The sequence below is a fragment of the Lysobacter sp. Soil_N_51 genome (assembly GCF_057655755.1).
Genome location: NZ_JBDGLR010000005.1, coordinates 166,272 through 185,658, shown reverse-complemented (window position 1 = coordinate 185,658; position 19,387 = coordinate 166,272). Strand labels below are relative to the sequence as shown.

Genomic DNA, 19,387 nt, shown 5'->3' with positions numbered 1-19,387 from the left:
TTCTCTTGGTTTTCTCAGCAGTCGTGCGAGTCAACATCGGCATTCCGCGCGTCGATGCACAAGTAGCTGAGTGAAAGTGACGCTCACAAGATTTTCTTCAACGACCTTAGCCACGCCATTGCGACGATTTCGAAGTCGGCGTCGTTTTTGTAGTCCCGCGGTCGCGGCTTGCGCCGCTCCTACAGGAAGGCCATCTGGCTTTCGCCTCAGGTATCACTACCAGCGCTGCGAGGCTTGTAATTCGCGTTAGCCAAGGGACACCCGAAGGGCGGCGCACATGGATGTGCGCCGTGCGCCACCGAGACAGGATGTCTCGTGTGGCGCATGCCCGCGTCAGCAACGCACGCGCGGGCCGTTGATTCACAACAAAGCATTTTTCTTGGTTAGCTTTTGACCGAAGGGAATCCAGGCGGACTTTTGTTGCTTTAGACAAAAGAAAGTAACCCGCCCGCTTGCGGGCGGAAGCTCTTGGCTTTCTATCTTGATCAGTGAATTGAAAGTCGCAGGATCGTTTATTCAAAAGGTCCGGAACGAACGGTCGTTTCACGCCACATGGCGGCATCGGGCATCCCCAACATCGCAGCCCAAATCGCCCATAACGACCAGGCCCCCGCGCAAAACATACGCCCGCGTGTGGACAGCCCCGCACCGCCCTCCTAGACTCCGCTCATGCACCTGACCCTCACCGCCGAACGCAGCATCGCCGCCGCGCCCGAGGCGGTGTTCGCGCTGGCGCTGGACCACGAACGCTTCCCCGCCCTGTTCGAAGGCTACGGCCCGATTCCCGGGCTCAAGCGCATCACCCCGCTGTCGCCGCCCGCGCCCGGCAGCCTGCGCGCGTTGGAGAACCGCGACGGTTCCAAGCTGCGCGAACGCATCACCGCGCTGCAGCCGCCGCATCACCACGCCTACGTGCTCGACGGCTTCCGCGCGCCGCTGTCGTGGCTGGCGCGCGAGGGTCAGGCCGACTGGCGTTTTCATGCCGAACCCGACACCGGCGATCCGCGCGCGGCGAACATCACCCGGGTGGTGTGGACCTACCGATTCGAACTCACCTCGTTCCTGGCCTGGCCAGTGGCCGCGCCGCTGCTGCAAGGCTGCATGCGCGCGGCCATGCGCCGCTGCCTGGAACGCATGGCGCAAATCTTGGAAACCGCCTGGCGCGAGGAGCGGCGCTGATGGAAGAGTGGATCCTGCTGGCGCTGGCGCCGGTGTTCCTGCTGCTGATCGCGCTGGAAGCCTGGTATTGGCGTAAGCGTCGGCCCGATCAGTACAGCCTGCGCGACACCCTATCGAACGCGGCGCTGGCGTTGATGCACCAGGCCAGCGACGCGGTCGCCTGGCTGATCGTGATCGGCGTGTACTACGCGGTCTACGCGCATCAATTGTTCGAACTGCCGGCCTCGGCCTGGACCATCGCCGGCCTGTTCCTGGCGCAGGATTTCTTCTACTACTGGTTCCACCGCGCCAGCCACCGCATCCGCTGGATGTGGGCCTCGCACGTCACCCACCACTCCTCCGAGCGGCTCAACCTGTCGACCGCGTTCCGGCAGAGCCTGACCTATCCGATTTCCGGCATGTGGCTGTTCTGGCTGCCGCTGGCCTGGATCGGCTTCGAACCCAAGCACATCGTCGCGGTGGTCGCGATCAATCTGGCGTTTCAGTTCTTCGTGCACACCCAGGCGGTCGGCAAGCTCGGCTGGCTGGAAAAAGTGTTCAACACGCCGTCGCACCATCGCGTCCATCACGCGCGCAACGCCAAGTACATCGACCGCAACTACGCCGGCGTGCTGATCGTCTGGGACAAGTTGTTCGGCACCTATGTCGAGGAAGACGAAGCGGTGCCGTGCGAGTACGGCATCATCGGCCAGATCCACAGCCACAACCCGATCAAGCTGACCTTCCACGAATGGATCGCGATGTTCGGCGACGCCTGGCGCGCACGCGGCCTGCTCGGGATGGTCGGGCAGTTGTTCGGACCGCCCGAGCGCGCGTTGGCGCATACCGCCCCAGTGGCTGTTCCGACGGTTTCGACGCCGGCGTCGTCGACCGTGCTGGCCGACGGCCGCGATTGAGGCGGGCGCCGGTCGAAGTACGCGCGTTTCGTCGACCAAGCCTGCGGCTCAATCGTGGGTCTCGCCCGACAACGGCGTGGCCCGCATCGAATCGCGACGCTCGAACGCATCGAACCAGGCGCTGAGTTTTGGCCGGCCCTCGCGGAAATCCGGCAATTCGCGGAACGCCAGCCAGCTCAACGCGGTGGCGATGGAAATATGGCCGACGTGCAGCGGCGTGTCGGTATCGAGTTCGCGTTCCAGCCAGTCGTAGCTCTCGATCAGCTTGAGCGTGTACGCCTCGCGCAAGGCGTCGTAGCGCAAGGCCTCGGGACGGCGCACGGTTTCCCAGCGCACCTTGATCCCGGCATCGGCCAGGCCCTGCGCGATCGCCTGCAGGCGCAAGGCCTGCCAGCGCGCTTCGCCGTCGCGCGGAATCAGCGGCGCGCGCTCGTGCAAGGTGTCGAGGAAGGCGCAGATGATGTCGGAATCGAACAAGGCCGACTGTCCGGGGCGAATCAACACCGGCACCTTGCCGAGCGGATTCTGCGCGTACACCGCGTCGTTGCGCAGGGTCGGGCTGGTTTCGTGGTGCACCACCTCGATCCGATCGGCCAGCCCGGCCTCGTGCGCGAACACCAGCGCCTTGCGCGCGTACGGCGAGTGGGTTTGATAAAGCAGTTGCATGGGTCGGGTTCCTCAGCGCGCGGTGGGATCAAAACATGGAGTCATCGCGGATCGGCATCGCCGCGGGCATCGTGCAGCAGCCGCGCCAGCGCCGCGGTGATCCGGCGCGCGGTCGGCAGATGCAGGAATTCGTTCGGCCCGTGCGCATTGGAGTGCGGCCCGAGCACGCCGGTGACCACGAACTGCGCTCGCGGAAAGCGCTCGCCGAGCATGGCCAGAAACGGAATGCCGCCACCGCCGCCGATCAAGGCGCCATCGCGGCCGAACGCATCGCGCGATGCGCGTTGCAGGCTGTCCGCCAACCACCGCGCGACCGGCGGCGCGTGCCAGCCTTCGCTGACCGAATCGATGGTAAATGCGACCTGGCTGCGATACGGCGGGTCGGTTTCGAGCCGTTCCTTCAACCGTTGCGACGCGACATGCGGGTCCAGCGTCGGCGGCAAGCGCAGGCTCAGCTTGAGCGCGGTATGCGGCTGCATCACCGCGGCCGCATCGGCCACCGCCGGCAGTCCATCGATGCCGGTGACCGCCAGTTGCGCGCGCCAGGCGCGGTTGAGCGCGAGTTCGTCGAGGGCCTCAGTGACCGGGCGGGTGTCGGCATGAAGCGGAAAACCACGCACCAGCCCATCGCCCAAGGCATCCGCGGCAAACCGGGCCTGCTCGCGCCGCGCCGCGGGAATCTCGACCTGGAAGTCGGCGATCACTTCGCCGCTGAACGGATCTTCCAGGCGCGACAGCAACTGCCGGACGATGCGGAAACTCGACGGCACGATCCCCGACGCGTCGCCCGAATGCACGCCTTCGTCGAGCACGCGCACGCTCAGGGTTCCGGCGACCTGCCCGCGCAGAGAGGTCGTGGTCCACAACTGATCGTAATTGCCGCAGCCGGCGTCGAGCGCGACGATCAGGCGCGGCTCGCCGAGCCGCGGCGCCAGCAGTTCGATGTACGCCGGCAGATCGACGCTGCCCGACTCCTCGCTGGCCTCGATCACGATCATGCAACGCGGATGCGCCAGTGCGTGATCGCGCAGGGCGCGCAGCGCGGCGATCGCGGCGAACAGCGCGTAGCCGTCGTCGGCGCCGCCGCGCCCGTACAGGCGGTCGCCTTCGATCACCGGCGTCCAGGCCCCGCGGCCCGGCGCCCAGCCCGGCATCGGCGGTTGCTTGTCCAGGTGGCCGTAGATCAGGCTCGGCGCGCCGGACTCGCCGGGTACGTCGATGAACAACAACGGCGTGCGCCCGGGCAGGCGCAGCACCTCGACCGTGGCACCGGCCAGGTCGGCGAGTTGTTCGCGCGCCCACTGCGTCATCAGTTCGACCGCGCGGTCCATATGGCCGTTGCCGGCCCAGTCGGGATCGAACGCGGGCGATTGGCAGGCGATGGCGATGTAGTCGCACAGCGCCGGCAGGATGCGGTCCTGCCAGGCGTGATCGATATGTATCGAAAGCGCGGGAAAATGCATGCTTTGACCTCTCGGTGAGGCGAAAATGTTAATGGCGCGAGCCCGCGCTTTCGCCGCGAACCGCCACCCGCGCATGCGGTTTTCCGGCGCGTTCGCGCTCTAAGATGCGGCCATGAAACTCGACCGATTCGACCGTCAACTGCTGAACCTGGTGCAGCACGACGCCGGCCAGACCGCCGACCGCCTCGCCGAACAGGTCGCGTTGTCGCCCTCGGCGATCCAGCGCCGGCTGCGACGCATGCGCGAGGCCGGGGTGATCGTGCGCGAAACCGCGGTGGTCGATCCCAGGCAGGTCGGCAAACCGACCTTCTTCGTCGTCTCGCTGCAGGTCGAGCGCGAACGCCCGGAACTGCTCGCGCAACTGCGCCGCTGGCTGGGCGCGCAGGACCAGGTACAGCAGGTGTTCTACGTCACCGGCGAGGCCGATTTCGTGCTGGTGGTGACTGCGCCGGACACCGAGGACTTCGACGCGCTGATGATCCGCATGGTCGGCGAGAATCCGAATATCCGCCGCTTCACCACCAATGTCGCGCTGAGTCTGGTCAAGCGCGGACTGACCATTCCGGTGTCGCTCGACGAGGACGACTGAACCGCGCGCACAAGCGCGCGCGAGTACGCGGGCCGACTGCAAGCGCAAGCGCGCCGAATTCCCGCGCCACGCCGCCGATTTCGCCGCCGACCGGCGCGCGCCGCCGCCCACACTGGCGGCATGAGCGAACACTGGCTGAGCGACCCGACCCGGCTGTGGCCGGACTACCGACCGACGCGATTGATCGAACTGCCCGCGCTCGCGCGTCGCGCAGGCGTCGCGCGCGTGCTGGCCAAGGCCGAGAACGAACGACCGCTGGGCAATTTCAAGGCGCTCGGCGGCATGGTCGCCGGCTTGCGCGGATTGACGCGGATCACCGGCGCGCAGTCGCTCGATCAACTTCGCCATCGTTGCCGCGCATGGCCCTCGCCGCTGCGTCTGGTCTGCGCTAGCGACGGCAACCACGGCTTGGCGGTGGCCGCGGCGGCGCGACACGCAGGCGTCGCCGCGACGGTGTTCCTGCCCACGGCGGTCGGGGCGGTGCGCGCGGCACGCATCCAAGCGCTTGGCGGCGAGGTGGTGATGGTGGACGGCAGCTACGACGACGCGGTCCTCGCCGCGCGCGCGGTAGCGGCGCGCGGCGATGGCTTGTTGATCGCCGACACCAGCGACGACGCCACCGATCCGGCGGTGGTCGACGTGATGGCCGGCTACGGACTGATCGCGCGCGAACTCGCGCCGCAGTTGCGCGCGTGCGCGGCGACCAGCGTCAGCCATCTGTTCGTGCAGGCCGGGGTCGGCGGGCTGGCCGCCGCGCTCGCCGATGGCCTGCATGCACAGGCGCAGGCGCCGCAGCGGTTGATCGTGGTCGAACCCGACGCCGCGCCCTGCGTGGCGCGCGCGTTGGCGCAAGGCAAGCCGGTGCAGATCGACGGCGACCTGGACACCTCGGCGCGGATGCTGTCGTGCGGACTCGCCTCCGCTTCGGCCCTGGCCTTGTTGCTGTGGCATCGCGCGCAGGCACTGAGTGTCGATGAGCCGGCCTTGCGACGTGCGCCACGCGAACTGTCGCAATGCAGCGGCCCGCGCAGCACATCATCGGGCGCAGCCGGCGTGGCCGGTTTGCTGCATGCGGCCGACGATAGCGCGCGGCGCGAACTGCATGGACTGGTTTCGGCCAGCACGGTGCTGCTGATCGTTACCGAGGGCGCGATCGACGACGCCGGCTGAAACATTCGAAGCCGGTTGAAACGCGCGCGACGTAGCTCAGGGAAGCGCGAGGCTGTCGAGCAGAAACTCCACCGTCACGCGCACGCTCGGCAACTGGCCGCGCCGATGCGGCACCAGCAAGGTCGTGGTCACGCGGCCGGCGGTCCAATCGGGCAGCACGCGCAGCAGTTGGCCGTTGCTCAGCTCGGCGCGGCACATGCGTTCGGGCAGCACGGTGATGCCCAGGCCGGCCACGGCGCCTGCGCGCAACACCCGGCCTTCGTTCGCGGTCATGCGCGCGCGCGGCTCGATCTGGATCTGCGCGCCGTCGGTCCGGGTCAGATGCCAGGCTTCGCCGCCGGCCTGACCGGTCAGCAAGGCATCGTGCTCGCTCAGTTCCAGCGGCCCGCTCGGCAGACCGTGTTCGGCCAGGTACACCGGCGCGGCCACCAGCACGATGTCCTCGACCAGGGCCTGTCGCTGGATCAGTCCCGAATCCGGCAACGGCGCGAAATGGCTGCGCACCGCGATGTCGTAGCCCTCCTGGACCAGATCGACCCGGCGATCGCTGACATCGACCTGCACGTGCATGCGCGGATACCGACGAGCCAGCACCGGCAGATGTTCGGCCAGATAGTCCTGCGCGGTCGGCACGCCGCAGCTGATCCGGACCTTGCCGCTGGGCTCGGCGACACGGCGGCGCACGCTGTTCTCGGCCGCTTCGGTTTCGATCAGCGCGGCGCGCGCGTGTTCGTAGAAATCGCGGCCGGTGTCGGTGAGGGTGAAGCTGCGCGAGGTGCGATGGATCAGGCGCACGCCCAGATCGTCCTCGAGCGCGGCCACGCGTTTGCTCAGCGTGGACTTGGGCACGTCGAGCCGGCGCGAGGCCGCAGCGAAACCGCCGTGCTCGACCGCGGCGGCGAACAGGACCAGATCGTTGAGGTTGAGCATCGCCGCAAAGTACACACAGGCAGACTTTGCGTCCACTTTTTGCTGACTACCCGGAGCAAGTCCACATACCTACAGTGATCGGCACGCAGGCGGCGGACCTGCACGCGAGCTTCGTCTCGCCCGGCCCCGCCGCTTCCAACCCTCATCACTCAAGGAATTCCGATGTCCCCGATCCTCTACTACGGCGTCCCGTCCGGCTGCTCGTTCGGCTCCATCGTCGCGCTGGAATGGTCCGGCCTGCCCTACCGGCTGGTGCGGGTCGACATGCCGCAGATGATCCACACCGCGGCCTACCGCGCGATCAATCCGGTCGGCGAAACCCCGGCCCTGCTGACCGCGCGCGGCGACGTGCTGGCCGAAAGCCTGGCGATCCTCAATCACATCGGCGCGCAGGCCATCGCCAGTGGCATCGCCTTCGCTCAGGGCACGCACGAGTTCGACGAACTCAACCGCATGCTCGCCTTCCTCAACACCACCTTCTTCAATGCGTTCGCGCCGCTGTGGCATCTGCTCGAACACGAGAGCGACGAGCACGAGAAGCTCGCGTTGACCGCGTACGGCCGCGGCAAGGTCGAGCGCGCGCACGCGCAACTCGAACGCATGCTGGGCGACCGGCCGTGGCTGCTCGGCGAGCATCGCACCCTGGCCGATGCCTACTTCATCGGAATCGCGCGCTGGACCAAGTACCACGACGTGGTCGACCGCCGCGACTACCCGAATCTACAACGCCTGTACGACAAGCTGGAAGCCGATCCGGCGGTGATCTTCGCGCATGCGATCGAGCAGCAGACGGCTGCGGTCAGCGCGGGTGGGTTCGCGGGTGAGATCGGGTTGGAAGAGGCGTTGGGGTTCAAGCGGGCGGCTTGATGCGCGGCGCTTGGGATTCGCCTTGATCGATGTTAGAGCGGCGGAGCAAGAGCAAATCCCCCCTAGCCCCCCTTTTTCAAAGGGGGGAATCCAACGGGTGGATCGGTGCGCGTCGAAAAACGCGATCACTCAAGGGGATGCAGCTTTTGCCGTTGCCCCCTTTAGAAAAAGGGGGCGGCGTCCGCGCAGCGGACGCGGGGGATTTGAGCTGTTGCTGTTGCTGTTGCTGTTGAAGCTACCGCTCTCGCCGCAGGAACCAGACCCCATCAACCCTGCGCTTCAACCGCCTCAGCCCGCACCAGCGGCCGGCGCGCACGCGGCCGGCTCGGCCACGCATGACGCACGATCCGCCACATCACCTGGCCGAACTGCCGCGGCAGCGAGCCGGTGTCGTAATGCTGACCATAACGCCCGCAAATTTCGCGAACCTCCACCGCCAACGCCGCATAACGACGCGCCGGCAGATCGGGATAAAAGTGATGCTCGATCTGATGACTGAGGTTGCCGGTCATCAGGTCCATCCACTTGCCGCCGCTGAGGTTGGCCGAACCGCGCAGCTGGCGCAGATACCAATGCCCGCGCGATTCGTTGCGCACCGATTCCTTCGGGAACACTTCCGCGTCGGCGGTGAAGTGGCCGCAGAAGATCACCGTGTAGGTCCACAGGTTGCGGATCACGTTGGCGACGACGTTGCCGAGCAGCACCGGCAGGAAGAACGGGCCGGCCAACGCGGGAAACAGCACGTAGTCCTTGAGCATCTGCTTGCCCATCTTGCGACCGACCGGCACGAACTTGCGCCACATCGCGCGATGCTTGGTCTTGCCGGTGAGCCAGCGGCCGATGCGCAGTTCCTGGATCGCCACGCCCCACTCGAACAGCAGCGCGAACACCACCGCGATGAACGGCTGCAGCAGATAGAACGGACGCCAGCGCTGTTCCGGGAACAGACGCAGCAGGCCGTAGCCGATGTCGTCGTCCATGCCGCGCACGTTGGTCCAGGTGTGGTGCATGTAGTTGTGGGTCTTGCGCCAGTTGTCGCCGGTGGCGACGATGTCCCATTCGTAGGTCTTGCCGTCCAGATGCGGATCGCGCATCCAGTCGTACTGGCCGTGCATGACGTTGTGGCCGACTTCCATGTTCTCCAGGATCTTCGACAGCGCCAGCAGCGCGGTGCCGAGGATCACGCCGGGCCAGAACAGCCACGACACGAACGCGCCGCCGATCGCGCCGACCATCAGCAGCAAGCGGCCGAGCAAACCGGTGTAGCGCACCACCGCGACCACGCGGCGGATGTAGTCGGCATCGACCCGGCCGATCTGGGCAACGGTGCGCGCGCGCAGCGCATCGAGTTCGGCGCCGAAGCGGTCGAGTTCGGTCGGGGTCAGCGCGCGATTGCGTTTGGATGCGGTCATGAGCGGATCACAGGTCGAGGACGAGGTCGCTGGTCGCGCTGTTCACGCACAGACGCAGCGAAGACACCGGTTCGGCATGCACGTCGCCGGTATGCAGATGACGGGTGGCGCCCGAGGATTTTCCGCAGGAGCAGGTGTTGCACAGGCCCATGCGGCAGCCGGAATTCAACTTCAGGCCCTGCGCTTCCAGCGCGGTGAGCAGCGATTCGCCGCGCGCCAGTTCCAGGGTGCGGCCGCTGCGCGCGAGGGTGACCGCGACCGTGCCGCTGTCTTCGACCGCGCGCGGCGGCGGCGTGAACGCCTCGGCCGCGAACGCCTGCGCGCGTGCTTCGATCAGACCGCGCGCACTGGCGACGAAACCACCGGGGCCGCAGGCATAGACCTGACGCGCGGCGAGATCGTCGACGTGCGCATCCAGCAACGAGGCGTCGATGCGGCCGGCGTCTTCGTCGGCGGCGCGCGGCTCTTGCCGCGTGAGCAGGAAACACACGCGGAAATTCGGATGCGCCGCGGCGAGCGCGCGCAATTCCTCGACGAAGCACAGTTCTTCGCAACGACGCGCCCAGTACAGCAAGGTCAGCGGCGCCGGCATGCCCTGCGCGGCGAGTTGCCGGGTCATCGCCATCAACGGGGTGATGCCGCTGCCGGCGGCGACGAACAACCAGCGGCCGTCGACGCGCGCGGGCAAGGTCATCTCGCCGAACGCCGGGCCGAGTTCGAGCACATCGCCGACGCGCGCATCGCGGTGCAGATGGCGGCTGAGCTTGCCGCCCTCGATCGCCTTGACCGTGATCGCGATGCGGCCGTCGGCGCGCCCGGCGTCGGACAGGCTGTAGCTGCGCGACACCAGCGCGCCGTCGATACGGGCGCCGATCATCAGGTGCTGGCCGGCGCGGGCCGGCTCGTGGCGGCGGCCGGCCCAGTTGCGGTTCGGCGCCAGCAACAGGGTCACCGCATCGGCCGAAGCCTCGCTGCGGCCGACGATGCGCGCGAGCGGACGCTCCCAGCTCCAGGTCGGATGCAGGCGCGAGGCCCAGAAATCAAAGACTTGCGGAACGACCAGCGGCGCGATCAGGCGTCGCAGGCGGCTGCGCGGACGGTGGCCGGCGGGATGAAGGGCAGCGTTCATGGGGGGCACTATACACGTATCCGCACAGATGTGTGCACAACCGTATATTAATACTGCGACGGGAGTATGATGTGCGCTGCCCGTCTTAGCGCCAGCCACTCGTGAGCCAACGCATCACCGACATCGACGTCGACATCCACCCGGGCCGCAAGGCGACGATCTCGCGTGAAGACCTGATCGCCGCCGCGCTCAAGCTGATCGGCCCGCACCGCAGCGTGTCGAGCCTGAGCCTGCGCGAGGTGGCGCGCGAAGCCGGCATCGCGCCCAACAGCTTCTACCGCCAGTTCCGCGACACCGACGAACTCGCGGTCGCGCTGATCGATCTGGCCGGGCAGTCGCTGCGCAAGATCGTCGGCGAGGCGCGCCATCGCGCCGCGACCCGGCGCAGCATCGTGCGCAGCTCGCTCGAGGCTTTCATGGAACAGTTACGCGCCGACGACAAACTGCTGCACGTGTTGTTGCGCGAAGGCACGGTTGGCTCGGACGCGTTCAAGCGCGCGGTCGACCGCGAACTGTCGTTCTTCGAGGAAGAACTGCGCGTCGACCTGATCCGGCTGGCCGCGCAGGACCAGATGCCGCTGTACGAACCGGCCGTGGTCGCGCGCTCCATCACCCGCCTGGTGTTCGCGATGGGCGCCAGCGCGATGGACATGCCGCGCGCGCGCGATCCGGAACTGATCGAGGAAATGAGCACGATGATCCGGATCATCCTGGCCGGCTCGCGCGCGTTGGCTCAGACCGCCAGCCGCTGACGCGGCGCGGCTCAGGCCAACTGCATCTCGACGAACGACAACGGCCGCGCATCGGCGTCGCTCAGCAGCGCGCCCAGCGACTCGACGAAATCGCGGACGTCCGCGGCGCTGCCCGGCCCCCAGTTGTAGCGGCCCTCCGGCGCGAGTTCGGCGAGCACGGTCGTCGCCGAACCATCGGCCGCCGACAGCGAGGATTCCAGGCAGAAGAACCGCAGCTTTCCCGGCAACAAGGCAGCGGCCAGGTAATAGGCCTCGTTGCGCTTGCGCGGCGCCGGCAGGGTCAGCACGAGCAGCTTCGGGCCCTCGGCGCCCAGGCGGACGCGATCGACCTGCAGGCCTTCGCCCTCGACCCGATCCTCGGCCGGCATGTCCTCGCCGAGCAAACGCCAATACTTGCGCAAGGCTTCCTCGCCGCTGTCGGCGGCGAAGGTGTTGACGAACCAGACCGGGTCCTGCAGCGCGCTGCTCGCCAGCATGTATTTGGCTTTCATGTGGTGCGGGCGGGCGGTGTCGGTCATGGCGAATTCGGTCGGGTTCGGGTCGGATGGGATGAGTTCAAGCGATCGCGGGTCGCGTCGTTTGAACTCAGTTGGTTGGAAATCGGTTGTTCAAAACCGTGCGGGTCGGGATCGATTCGCCAGGGGCCGCCGTATAACCGCGACGCACCATTGCAGATATTCGGCACCCTCACCGGCGTCGGCATCGGAAATGCCAGCCGCGACGACACCTGCGCGTACTGTGCGGCAGACAACGGCCCGATGACAATCGAAGCCGTATCGGCGATCGGTTGGTAGCTTCGCTTGGGCAAGATCACGAAACGCTCGACGGCGGACACGCAAGCACTCACGACCGGCGTGCTGGCGGTCGTCGTCATGCGATAGGCCAGATGCGCATCGGCCGGCTCGTCGATCCACAGCACCTCGTAAGGCCCGTACGCCCACTCCACCCGCGAATCGAATGCGCCGCAACCGCTCAGGCAAGCCGCGGCGATGCATCCCAGCGCGATGCACGGGCGATGGATCACGCCGCTCCCGCACGGACGGACTCGATGATCGTCGACCAGATCGCGCGCGGCGCGGCCGCGGCATAACCGGATTCCTGTGCGTCGTTGCACTCGATTACGATCCAGCGCCCGTCAACGGTCTTGGCGATATCGATCACCAGAAACGGTACCTGCAGCCTGCGCGCCGCTTCGGCGGCCAGCGCCAAGCCGTCGTCGATATCGTCGCAGGCGTACTGCTGCGCCTGATACCAATAGCGGCCCCAGCCCACGCACGCACCCTGCCACCAGAAACTGCGGAACTCCATCGACGCCGGCACCTTGCCGGCGATGCCGCCGGCCACCGACTGCAACGGAACGAACTCGCGCACCACCGGCTGCTGCCAATGCAGGACCGGATCGCGACGGTACTGTTCGCTGGCCCATGCGTAGTGTTCGCGATCGCCGATCACCGACAGCTTGGCGTTGTGCTTGCTGGTCTGGCGCGAACCCTTGAGGAAGATCGGCCAATCGAATTCGCGTTCGATCCGCGCCGCGTCGGGCAGCGACTCGAATATCCGCGTACGCGGGGTCATGTCGATCAGCAGCGGATACCACACCGCCAATTCGCTGGCGCGTTCGTGCTGTTCGGGCGTGTTGACCGGCCGCAAACCCCAGTCGCGCAGTTCCAGGTACTGCGCTTGATAATCCTCGACCGCGCCGACCCGCAACACGCACGGCGTGCCGTCGTCGAAGAAGATCGGATGGCGGCAACGGAAATACAGCTCGAAATCGAAGTCGTAGACCGCCACGCCGATGCGGGTGCTGACCACGGCGAGCATGTCTTCGAGCATGGCCACATGCATGAACGGATCCTTTCGAAAAACGGCGATATGCCGGGCCTTACGAGCCGCGGGACCACGGTCGCGGCTAACCGCGCGCATTCGCAACGGCGCCGGAATTTTCGCCTCGATGCGCTGCATGGCGAGCGAACGCGCGATCAGATGGAAGTCGGCGAAGACGCGATACGAAAACAGCCCCCGCGGATGCACCGCGTGGCGACGGACGGTTACGCGACTTGTCGTGAATTCGCGCGGCGGTCCTTGTAGAGGACGCGCTGTACGGCGCGGACGAAGCCACAACGGTCCGCCCCACGCATGGGGCGGACCGCGATCGCGATGGGCTCAGGCCATCATCGTCTTGGGCTGCTGACGTTCCGGCGCCGGTTCCTGCGTCTGGTTCTGCGTCGGCGCGTCCTGCTTGAGCTGCTGGGTCGACTGCTCGATGCTCTGGCTGCTGGCCTGCGCCTTGTCCACCACCACGCGCTGGCTGGCCGGATCGCGCAGTTCGCCCTGCACCGCGAACAGACCGGTGCCGCTGGCGTTGGGCACGACGTGGTCGATCTTGGTCATGCCGCTGACCCGCGCTTCGTAGGTCATCGTTCCGGCCGCGCGCTCGAGCGCGGCGTGGTCCTTGAACCCGGCCTGCGGTCCGAGCTTCTCCAGACCGGCGACGGCCTGCTTGTACATCGCGTGGTCGGGATGCGCCGGATTGGACAGTTGCACCTCGCCGGGCTTCTCGGCCGGCTTCTCGGTCTGCGGCCCGGCCGGCTGCGCGTTCTTCAGCGCTTCCAGGGTCTTGGGACCGGCCTTGCCGTCGACTTCCAGATTATTGGCGCGCTGGAACGCTTCGACCGCTTCCTTGGTGTGCTTGCCGTAGTGGCCGTCGGGCTTGAGCTCGTTGCCCTGCGCATCGCGGAAACCGGCCTTGTTCAACTGCTCCTGCAACGAGGTCACCGCCGGGCCGCGCTCGTCGAGCTTGAGCACGCCGTCGGCCATCGCATCGCGCGGCGCGCGCTGCGACGAACCCGGGCTGGTGATCGACGCGGGCAAGGTGCGGTTCGGATCGTCGCTGATGGTCGCCTTCCACGCGTCGTCCGGCTTCATGCCCTTGTCGATGTTGGCCTTGTACTCGGTGCGCATCTGGTTGAGCGCGTCGGCCGACTGCTGCAGGGTGATGCTGGCGTGGTTCGCGCCGCCGTAATGGCTGGCGCCGTTCTTGTTGGGATCGCCGAAGCTCGCCCATTCCTTGGACAGGCCGTGCTGCGCCTCGGCCAGGGTCGCGCCGGGCTTGCCGGTGATGTAGGCGGCGACTTCGGGGCGCTTGTCGACGATCAGGTATTCGGAGAACAACTTGTCCTGCAACTCCGGCGTGAAGCGGGCATTGCGATCGATACCCAGTGCGCTGATCGAGTCGCTCATGGTGTCGGGAATGATCTGGTACTTGCCGACCGCGAAAACGCGATCGGGGTTGCCGTTGGGCAATGCCTGGCGGTCCATCAGCTGGCCGACGGTCAACTGCGAAAAATCGATCGGACCATTGGGGCCGCGGATGTGCTCCTTGCCGTCCGCGCCGATGTAAGTGCCGCGGTTGTACGCGTTGTAACCGGCCGCGCCGGATTCACCGCGGTACATCAGTTCAAGCAGCGGATTGTGGCTCATGAGAATCTCCCTTTCCTGTCATTGAGTGAACGACGCGCCGCGGAGGATTCTTCCCGAGCCTCCCGGCCGCCGCCGGCTGCGTTCCACCAGGATCGCAGCCGGTAGTGCATCGGGGCCAGATAGCCGCCCCATCCGTGGTACGACGACCGCAACGATCGTCGCCGTGTTTCATTTCGTCCAAACCGCGGTCACGACGACGCTCAAACGAGAACGACGCCTTATCGGCCTGTTCAGTCGGCCGCCTCAACCTTGCCGACTTCCCAACCCGACACCTGCAGGCCCGAATCCTTGCCCGACACGTTCCAATCCTTGATCTCGCCGTAGCCTGTTACCTTCAGCGCGCCCTCGACACCGGCATGAGTGAACTGCATCAGGCAGTGAGCGTCGCCGCTGCAGGCGTTCAACTCGGGCACGTCATCGCATATCTGGCAACGCGCCGGATTCCTCGCGCACACCTTTTCGTAATTGCCGCCGATCACGTTCGCGCGGCACTGCGCATCGACCAGCGGCTGCCAACCCTGCGCCAACACCGCTTTGCGGAAATCGGCATAGGCCATGCCCTTGCTGACGGCCGCTTCGGTGTTCTTGACGATCGTCGCCGAATCCGCGGCCGCAGGCGCGGCGCTCGGCGCGGCGGCAGGCATCGCGGCGGCTTGCGCATTCGCGTCGGGCGCGGGTGCAGGCGCGGCCTCGGCCGGCGCGGGCGCGGACGTGGCCGCGGCGGCTTCGGACGCCGCATTACCGGAATTGCATGCGGCCATGACGGCGCACAACGCCAACGCACTCAGACTGTGAACAAGTTTCACGCAACCTCCCGATTCGAATCCATGGACTGCTGTGTCGTCCCGTCGTGCCGTCAGCGGCGCGGGGCTTCCAAGCCGTGTCTGGCAATGCGCCAGTGTTCCTGCCGGAACCTGCAGATAATAGCGACAGCGTACCCATTCCGGCGAAAGCGCCGGTGACGTGCTAGCTGAACAGCCGCTCCGATCATCGGCGAACACCCGCAAACGCGACCCGGGCCCGCTTTCCGGCCGCTCCGGGCCAGCGCGTCATTTGCATGCAATGCAGGTTCGGCACAGTGCAGCCTCCCCTGATTTACCCGAGCCCCGCATGCGCCAGATTCCGCATTCTTTCGCCGCCACCGTCCTAGGCGCGGCCGTCCTCACCGCGCTCGTCGCCCTGCCCCTGCTGTCCACCGACGCCTTCGCCGCGCCCAAACAAGCCGCGCGCAAGGCCCCGCCGCGCGCCGAGAGCGCGCAGCGCTGGTTCGAGGAAGGCGCGCAGACCGCGCGCGACGGCGCCAACCTGCGCCCCAGCCCGGGCAAGGCCAAGAACGTCATCCTGTTCGTCGGCGACGGCATGGGCATTTCCACCGTCGCCGCCGCGCGCATCCGCGAAGGCCAGCTCAAGGGCGGCAGCGGCGAAGAGAATTCGCTGTCGTTCGAACGCCTGCCGTACGTGAGCCTGTCCAAGACCTACTCGGTCGACGGCCAGACCCCGGACTCGGCGCCGACCATGACCGCGATGGTCACCGGCATCAAGACCAACCAGGGCGTGCTCAGCGTCACCCAGAAAGCCAAGTACGGCGATTGCGCCTCCGCGCGCGGCCAGGGCGTGGTCAGCATGCTGGAACTGTCCGAAGCGCTCGGCCTGGCCACCGGCATCGTCAGCACCGCGCGCATCACCCACGCCACCCCGGCCGCGACCTACTCGCACACGCCGAACCGCGACTGGGAAAGCGACGCCGAACTGACCGCCGAAGCCAAGGCCAACGGTTGCAAGGACATCGCCCGCCAGTTGATCGAATTCCCCTACGGCGACGGCCTGGAAGTCGCACTCGGCGGCGGCCGCAGCTACTTCCTGCCGGCCACCGTGAGCGACCCGGAAGACGCCGGCGCCGCCGGCCGCCGCAAGGACGGCCGCAACCTGCCGACCGAATGGGCCGCGCGCCCGGGCTCGTCGTACGTGTGGAACAAGGCCCAGTTCGATGCGATCGACCCGCGCCGCACCCGCCACCTGCTCGGCCTGTTCGAACGCTCGCACATGGAATACGAACAAGACCGCGGCGCCGACGCCGGCAAGGAACCCAGCCTCGCCGAGATGACCGCGAAAGCCATCGACGTGCTGGAAAACAGCAGCCGCAAGGGCTACTTCCTGATGGTCGAAGGCGGCCGCGTCGATCACGCCCACCACGCCGGCAACGCCAGCCGCGCGCTGACCGACACCATCGCGCTGTCGGACGCGGTGCGCAAGGCGATGGAGAAAACCTCCGAGCGCGACACCCTGATCATCGTCACTGCCGACCACAGCCACACCTTCACCGTCGCCGGCTATCCCGACCGCGGCAACGACATCCTTGGCAAGGTCGTCACCAACGGCCAGCTCGCGCTCGACAAGAACGGCAAGCCCTACACCACCCTGGGCTACGTCAACGGCCCCGGCTACCGCGGCCCGAACGCGCGCCCGGACCTGACCGCGATCGACACCGCGCACCCGAATTACCTGCAGGAAGCCACCGTGCCGCTCGGCGATGAAACCCACGCCGCCGAAGACGTCGCCATCTACGCCCGCGGCCCCGGCGCGCATGCGTTCCAGGGCGTGGTCGAGCAGAACACGATCTTCCACGTGATGGCGCAGTCGCAGCGCAACACCAGCATCTTCCTGTGCACCTTGCTGGGCCAGTGCGGCAACGGCCGCGGCCGCTCGGCGATCAATGCGCCGCTGATGGAAGAAGACCTGCGCGCGGGCATGGCGAAGCAGTCGGCTTCGCTGTAATGCACAGTTGGGTTGTTCTGGGTACGGCGACGTTGTGCGTCGCCGTTTCGCTCGCGTTCGCCGGTCCGTTGTGGGCCGGCGATGCGGCGCGGTCTGAGGTGGCGGTTGTCGGCGCGGTTGCCGGCACCGGCACCGACCACCGTGGCGAAGCCGCTGTCGTCACGAATGCGGCAGCGATGCCGGTCTTGGTCGCCGAATATCAGGTTCGTGATGCGCATGGCGAACGCAGCCTCGTCCTGGTGCGCTCCGCCGATCGCATCGAATATCGCATGCAGGGCGAGCCGGTTGAGGTCTGGCGCAGGACGCCCGATGGCATCGCGCGCCTGGAGTTGTTCGCGAAGGAGCAGCGCAGTGTGTCGTGGGCGCCTGGCGATCTGCGCACAATCGGCGAGATGCCGCAGTGGGAGCAGTTGGCCAGTCCGATCAATCCGGAGTTGCGTGCTCGGTTGCAGCGTCGTGGTGAGGTCAAGGCGTTCGGTGCGGTTGCGTTGCGTTATCGCGGTGAGAGCGCCGAGGGGCAGGCGATTGCGCTGGAGTGGATCGAGGCCGATGGGTTGCCTGCGTACTATCGCGCCGGCAAGGGTAAGGCTTCGTCTGGCGAGGCCGGGGCCTATGAGCTGCGTTTGCTCAAGCTCGAACGCGTCGGTGGCGATGGTGCGTTTACCGCAACTTCGGATTATCGCGAGACGGATTATGCGGACCTGGGCGATATGGAACTCGATCCGTTTGCGGCGAGTTATTTGAAGCATCGCGGTGAAGCGCACGCGCATTGATGGGTTCGCGTTGGTGCGAGTGCGTTCGTCTTTTTAGACCGGCTTCTTATTTTCCGTAGGCAAAGAAAGGTATCTGCTACTTTGGCGGCGGACGCTTTCAATCCGGGTTCGGCTTGGAAGCCCCCCAAGAGATTTGATGCCTAAAGCGGGATCAAAAGCTTCCGCCACTAAAGCGGCGGGTCACTTTCTTTTGTCAAAAGCGACAAAAGTCCGCCTGGATTCCCTTCGGTCAAAAGGTAACCAAAGAAAAACGCTTTTCTTGAATCAAGGGCCCGCAAGATCTGTGCAGACGCGGGCATGCGCCACACGGGACATCCTGTCCCGGTGGCGCACGGCGCACATCCATGTGCGCCGCCCTTCGGGTGTACTTTTGCTAACGCGAGTTACAAGCCTCGCAGCGCTGGAAATGAAATCTGACTTCAAACGAAAGCCGCATGGCCTACCTGTAGGAGCGGCGCAAGCCGCGACCGCGAAACTGCAACAACGACGCCAGCCGCGACATGGCCGTAATGCCGCGATCACGACACATGGCCGAAGAAAATCTTCGCTGGATGCTCGTCTAGATACGCTCCAGCTCAACCACCGATATCGCGCACCACCCGTGGGTCACTCACTCGTCAACTGATCGAACGCTCCACTGTGCCTGAGCCGCCCGCACGCCTCGCCAATGGCGCATGCGGAAGCAGACGAATCACCGCGCTCAACGCTCCCCGCCGCCGGTCAGCTCGACAAGCTCATAAGCCACCACGGCCACGAACGGCTGCATCAACCCCGCCTCGCTCAACGCGGCCCGGGCCGGCGTCAGGTCCTGGTCGCGCAACCAGACTTTAAGGCTCGGTCGCTTCGGATCGGTGGACACGGTGCAGTCCAGCCCCTTCGTCCGCAATACCTGTTTGACGGTCTCGCCGATCCTGTCCAGATCGCGCAGCGAATGCGCCACGGTGACGGCTTCGAAGGTCGGGTCCGCGGTCAACTGGCGCAGGCTGGTGTTCGCGTCGCGGCTGAAATTGACGACCACCCGGTAACGCGGCCGGTGCTCGATATACAAGCCGCCAAACGTGTCCGGAAACCTGGCGCTTGCCAGTGCCTGCACTCGCCCCGGATCGGCCGGTGTCGGGTCGTCGTGCTGCATCTGTTGCCCACGCTCGCCGTCCATGCCGGCGGCCTGCGCTTTGGCGGACTGGAAACCAATTGCTGACAGCAAAGCGAGCGTCGCGATCGACGTCAGGGTAATGGTCTTCATGAAGCTGTCCTCTCTCGGATCAGGGCCCCGCGCCGGGCACCCGGCCCGTTCCAGGCATCAAGA

Annotated in this window: 19 protein-coding genes; 8 read left to right on the top strand and 11 right to left on the bottom strand. The window is 66.5% G+C overall.

Annotation, left to right across the window (positions count from 1 at the left end):
* Positions 1-669 precede the first annotated feature (669 nt).
* Both AC3A4T_RS10515 and AC3A4T_RS10510 read left to right on the top strand, forming a co-directional pair.
* The gene (locus tag AC3A4T_RS10515) at positions 670-1,179 is read left to right on the top strand and encodes an SRPBCC family protein (protein ID WP_487675346.1); all 510 of its coding nucleotides are present in this window, start codon (positions 670-672) and stop codon (positions 1,177-1,179) included.
* Complete coding sequence (locus AC3A4T_RS10510; RefSeq protein WP_487675345.1) at positions 1,179-2,075, top strand: sterol desaturase family protein; 897 nt, start codon at positions 1,179-1,181, stop codon at positions 2,073-2,075. Before AC3A4T_RS10515 ends, AC3A4T_RS10510 begins: the two co-directional genes overlap by 1 nt.
* A 48-nt stretch (positions 2,076-2,123) precedes the next feature.
* Here AC3A4T_RS10510 and AC3A4T_RS10505 read toward each other — a convergent pair whose 3' ends face one another.
* Positions 2,124-2,741: a glutathione S-transferase family protein gene (locus AC3A4T_RS10505; protein WP_487675344.1), complete on the bottom strand. Its 618-nt coding sequence runs from the start codon at positions 2,739-2,741 to the stop codon at positions 2,124-2,126.
* 41 nt (positions 2,742-2,782) lie between these two features.
* Positions 2,783-4,204 (bottom strand): M20/M25/M40 family metallo-hydrolase, encoded by a 1,422-nt coding sequence (locus tag AC3A4T_RS10500; protein ID WP_487675343.1) that lies wholly within the window; start codon positions 4,202-4,204, stop codon positions 2,783-2,785.
* 112 nt (positions 4,205-4,316) lie between these two features.
* On the opposite strand from AC3A4T_RS10500, the gene AC3A4T_RS10495 reads away from it, so the two are divergent.
* On the top strand, positions 4,317-4,793 hold the full coding sequence (locus AC3A4T_RS10495; protein WP_487675342.1) for an Lrp/AsnC family transcriptional regulator: 477 nt from the start codon (positions 4,317-4,319) through the stop codon (positions 4,791-4,793).
* Between the two features lie 120 nt (positions 4,794-4,913).
* Positions 4,914-5,963 carry a pyridoxal-phosphate dependent enzyme gene (locus AC3A4T_RS10490; protein ID WP_487675341.1) on the top strand — a complete coding sequence of 350 codons (1,050 nt, stop codon included), beginning with the start codon at positions 4,914-4,916 and terminating at the stop codon, positions 5,961-5,963.
* 36 nt (positions 5,964-5,999) lie between these two features.
* Here the strand turns inward: AC3A4T_RS10490 and AC3A4T_RS10485 are convergent, their stop codons facing one another.
* Positions 6,000-6,929 carry a LysR substrate-binding domain-containing protein gene (locus AC3A4T_RS10485; protein ID WP_487675340.1) on the bottom strand — a complete coding sequence of 310 codons (930 nt, stop codon included), beginning with the start codon at positions 6,927-6,929 and terminating at the stop codon, positions 6,000-6,002.
* Between the two features lie 126 nt (positions 6,930-7,055).
* Here AC3A4T_RS10485 and AC3A4T_RS10480 point away from each other — a divergent pair, with 126 nt between their 5' ends.
* Positions 7,056-7,760, top strand: coding sequence for a glutathione S-transferase family protein (locus tag AC3A4T_RS10480; protein ID WP_487675339.1), 705 nt, complete (start codon positions 7,056-7,058; stop codon positions 7,758-7,760).
* 266 nt (positions 7,761-8,026) lie between these two features.
* Here AC3A4T_RS10480 and AC3A4T_RS10475 read toward each other — a convergent pair whose 3' ends face one another.
* Both AC3A4T_RS10475 and AC3A4T_RS10470 read right to left on the bottom strand, forming a co-directional pair.
* Positions 8,027-9,172 carry a fatty acid desaturase family protein gene (locus AC3A4T_RS10475; protein WP_487675338.1) on the bottom strand — a complete coding sequence of 382 codons (1,146 nt, stop codon included), beginning with the start codon at positions 9,170-9,172 and terminating at the stop codon, positions 8,027-8,029.
* Between the two features lie 7 nt (positions 9,173-9,179).
* A complete protein-coding gene (locus AC3A4T_RS10470; protein ID WP_487675337.1) occupies positions 9,180-10,301 on the bottom strand; it encodes a ferredoxin reductase in 1,122 nt (373 codons plus the stop codon).
* A gap of 113 nt (positions 10,302-10,414) precedes the next feature.
* Between AC3A4T_RS10470 and fabR the strand changes: the two genes are divergently transcribed.
* Entirely contained in the window at positions 10,415-11,053 is a 639-nt protein-coding gene (gene fabR, locus AC3A4T_RS10465) for an HTH-type transcriptional repressor FabR (protein ID WP_487675592.1), read from the top strand.
* A gap of 11 nt (positions 11,054-11,064) precedes the next feature.
* Here the strand turns inward: fabR and AC3A4T_RS10460 are convergent, their stop codons facing one another.
* From AC3A4T_RS10460 to AC3A4T_RS10440, 5 genes are all read right to left on the bottom strand, one after another.
* Positions 11,065-11,571: a hypothetical protein gene (locus tag AC3A4T_RS10460; protein ID WP_487675336.1), complete on the bottom strand. Its 507-nt coding sequence runs from the start codon at positions 11,569-11,571 to the stop codon at positions 11,065-11,067.
* Positions 11,568-12,077, bottom strand: a complete 510-nt coding sequence (locus tag AC3A4T_RS10455) for a hypothetical protein (protein WP_487675335.1) — start codon at positions 12,075-12,077, stop codon at positions 11,568-11,570. The genes AC3A4T_RS10460 and AC3A4T_RS10455 overlap by 4 nt, the downstream gene beginning before the upstream one ends.
* A complete protein-coding gene (locus tag AC3A4T_RS10450) occupies positions 12,074-12,898 on the bottom strand; it encodes an ATP-grasp domain-containing protein (RefSeq protein ID WP_487675334.1) in 825 nt (274 codons plus the stop codon). The genes AC3A4T_RS10455 and AC3A4T_RS10450 overlap by 4 nt, the downstream gene beginning before the upstream one ends.
* A gap of 318 nt (positions 12,899-13,216) precedes the next feature.
* Entirely contained in the window at positions 13,217-14,533 is a 1,317-nt protein-coding gene (locus AC3A4T_RS10445; protein ID WP_487675333.1) for an XVIPCD domain-containing protein, read from the bottom strand.
* Positions 14,534-14,763: 230 nt separating this feature from the next.
* Entirely contained in the window at positions 14,764-15,339 is a 576-nt protein-coding gene (locus AC3A4T_RS10440) for a hypothetical protein (protein ID WP_487675332.1), read from the bottom strand.
* Positions 15,340-15,643: 304 nt separating this feature from the next.
* On the opposite strand from AC3A4T_RS10440, the gene AC3A4T_RS10435 reads away from it, so the two are divergent.
* Together AC3A4T_RS10435 and AC3A4T_RS10430 are read left to right on the top strand one after the other, a co-directional pair.
* Positions 15,644-17,308 (top strand): alkaline phosphatase family protein, encoded by a 1,665-nt coding sequence (locus tag AC3A4T_RS10435; protein WP_487675331.1) that lies wholly within the window; start codon positions 15,644-15,646, stop codon positions 17,306-17,308.
* Complete coding sequence (locus AC3A4T_RS10430; RefSeq protein ID WP_487675330.1) at positions 17,308-18,081, top strand: hypothetical protein; 774 nt, start codon at positions 17,308-17,310, stop codon at positions 18,079-18,081. The genes AC3A4T_RS10435 and AC3A4T_RS10430 overlap by 1 nt, the downstream gene beginning before the upstream one ends.
* A 700-nt stretch (positions 18,082-18,781) precedes the next feature.
* Here the strand turns inward: AC3A4T_RS10430 and AC3A4T_RS10425 are convergent.
* Entirely contained in the window at positions 18,782-19,324 is a 543-nt protein-coding gene (locus AC3A4T_RS10425) for a hypothetical protein (protein ID WP_487675329.1), read from the bottom strand.
* Positions 19,325-19,387 lie beyond the last annotated feature (63 nt).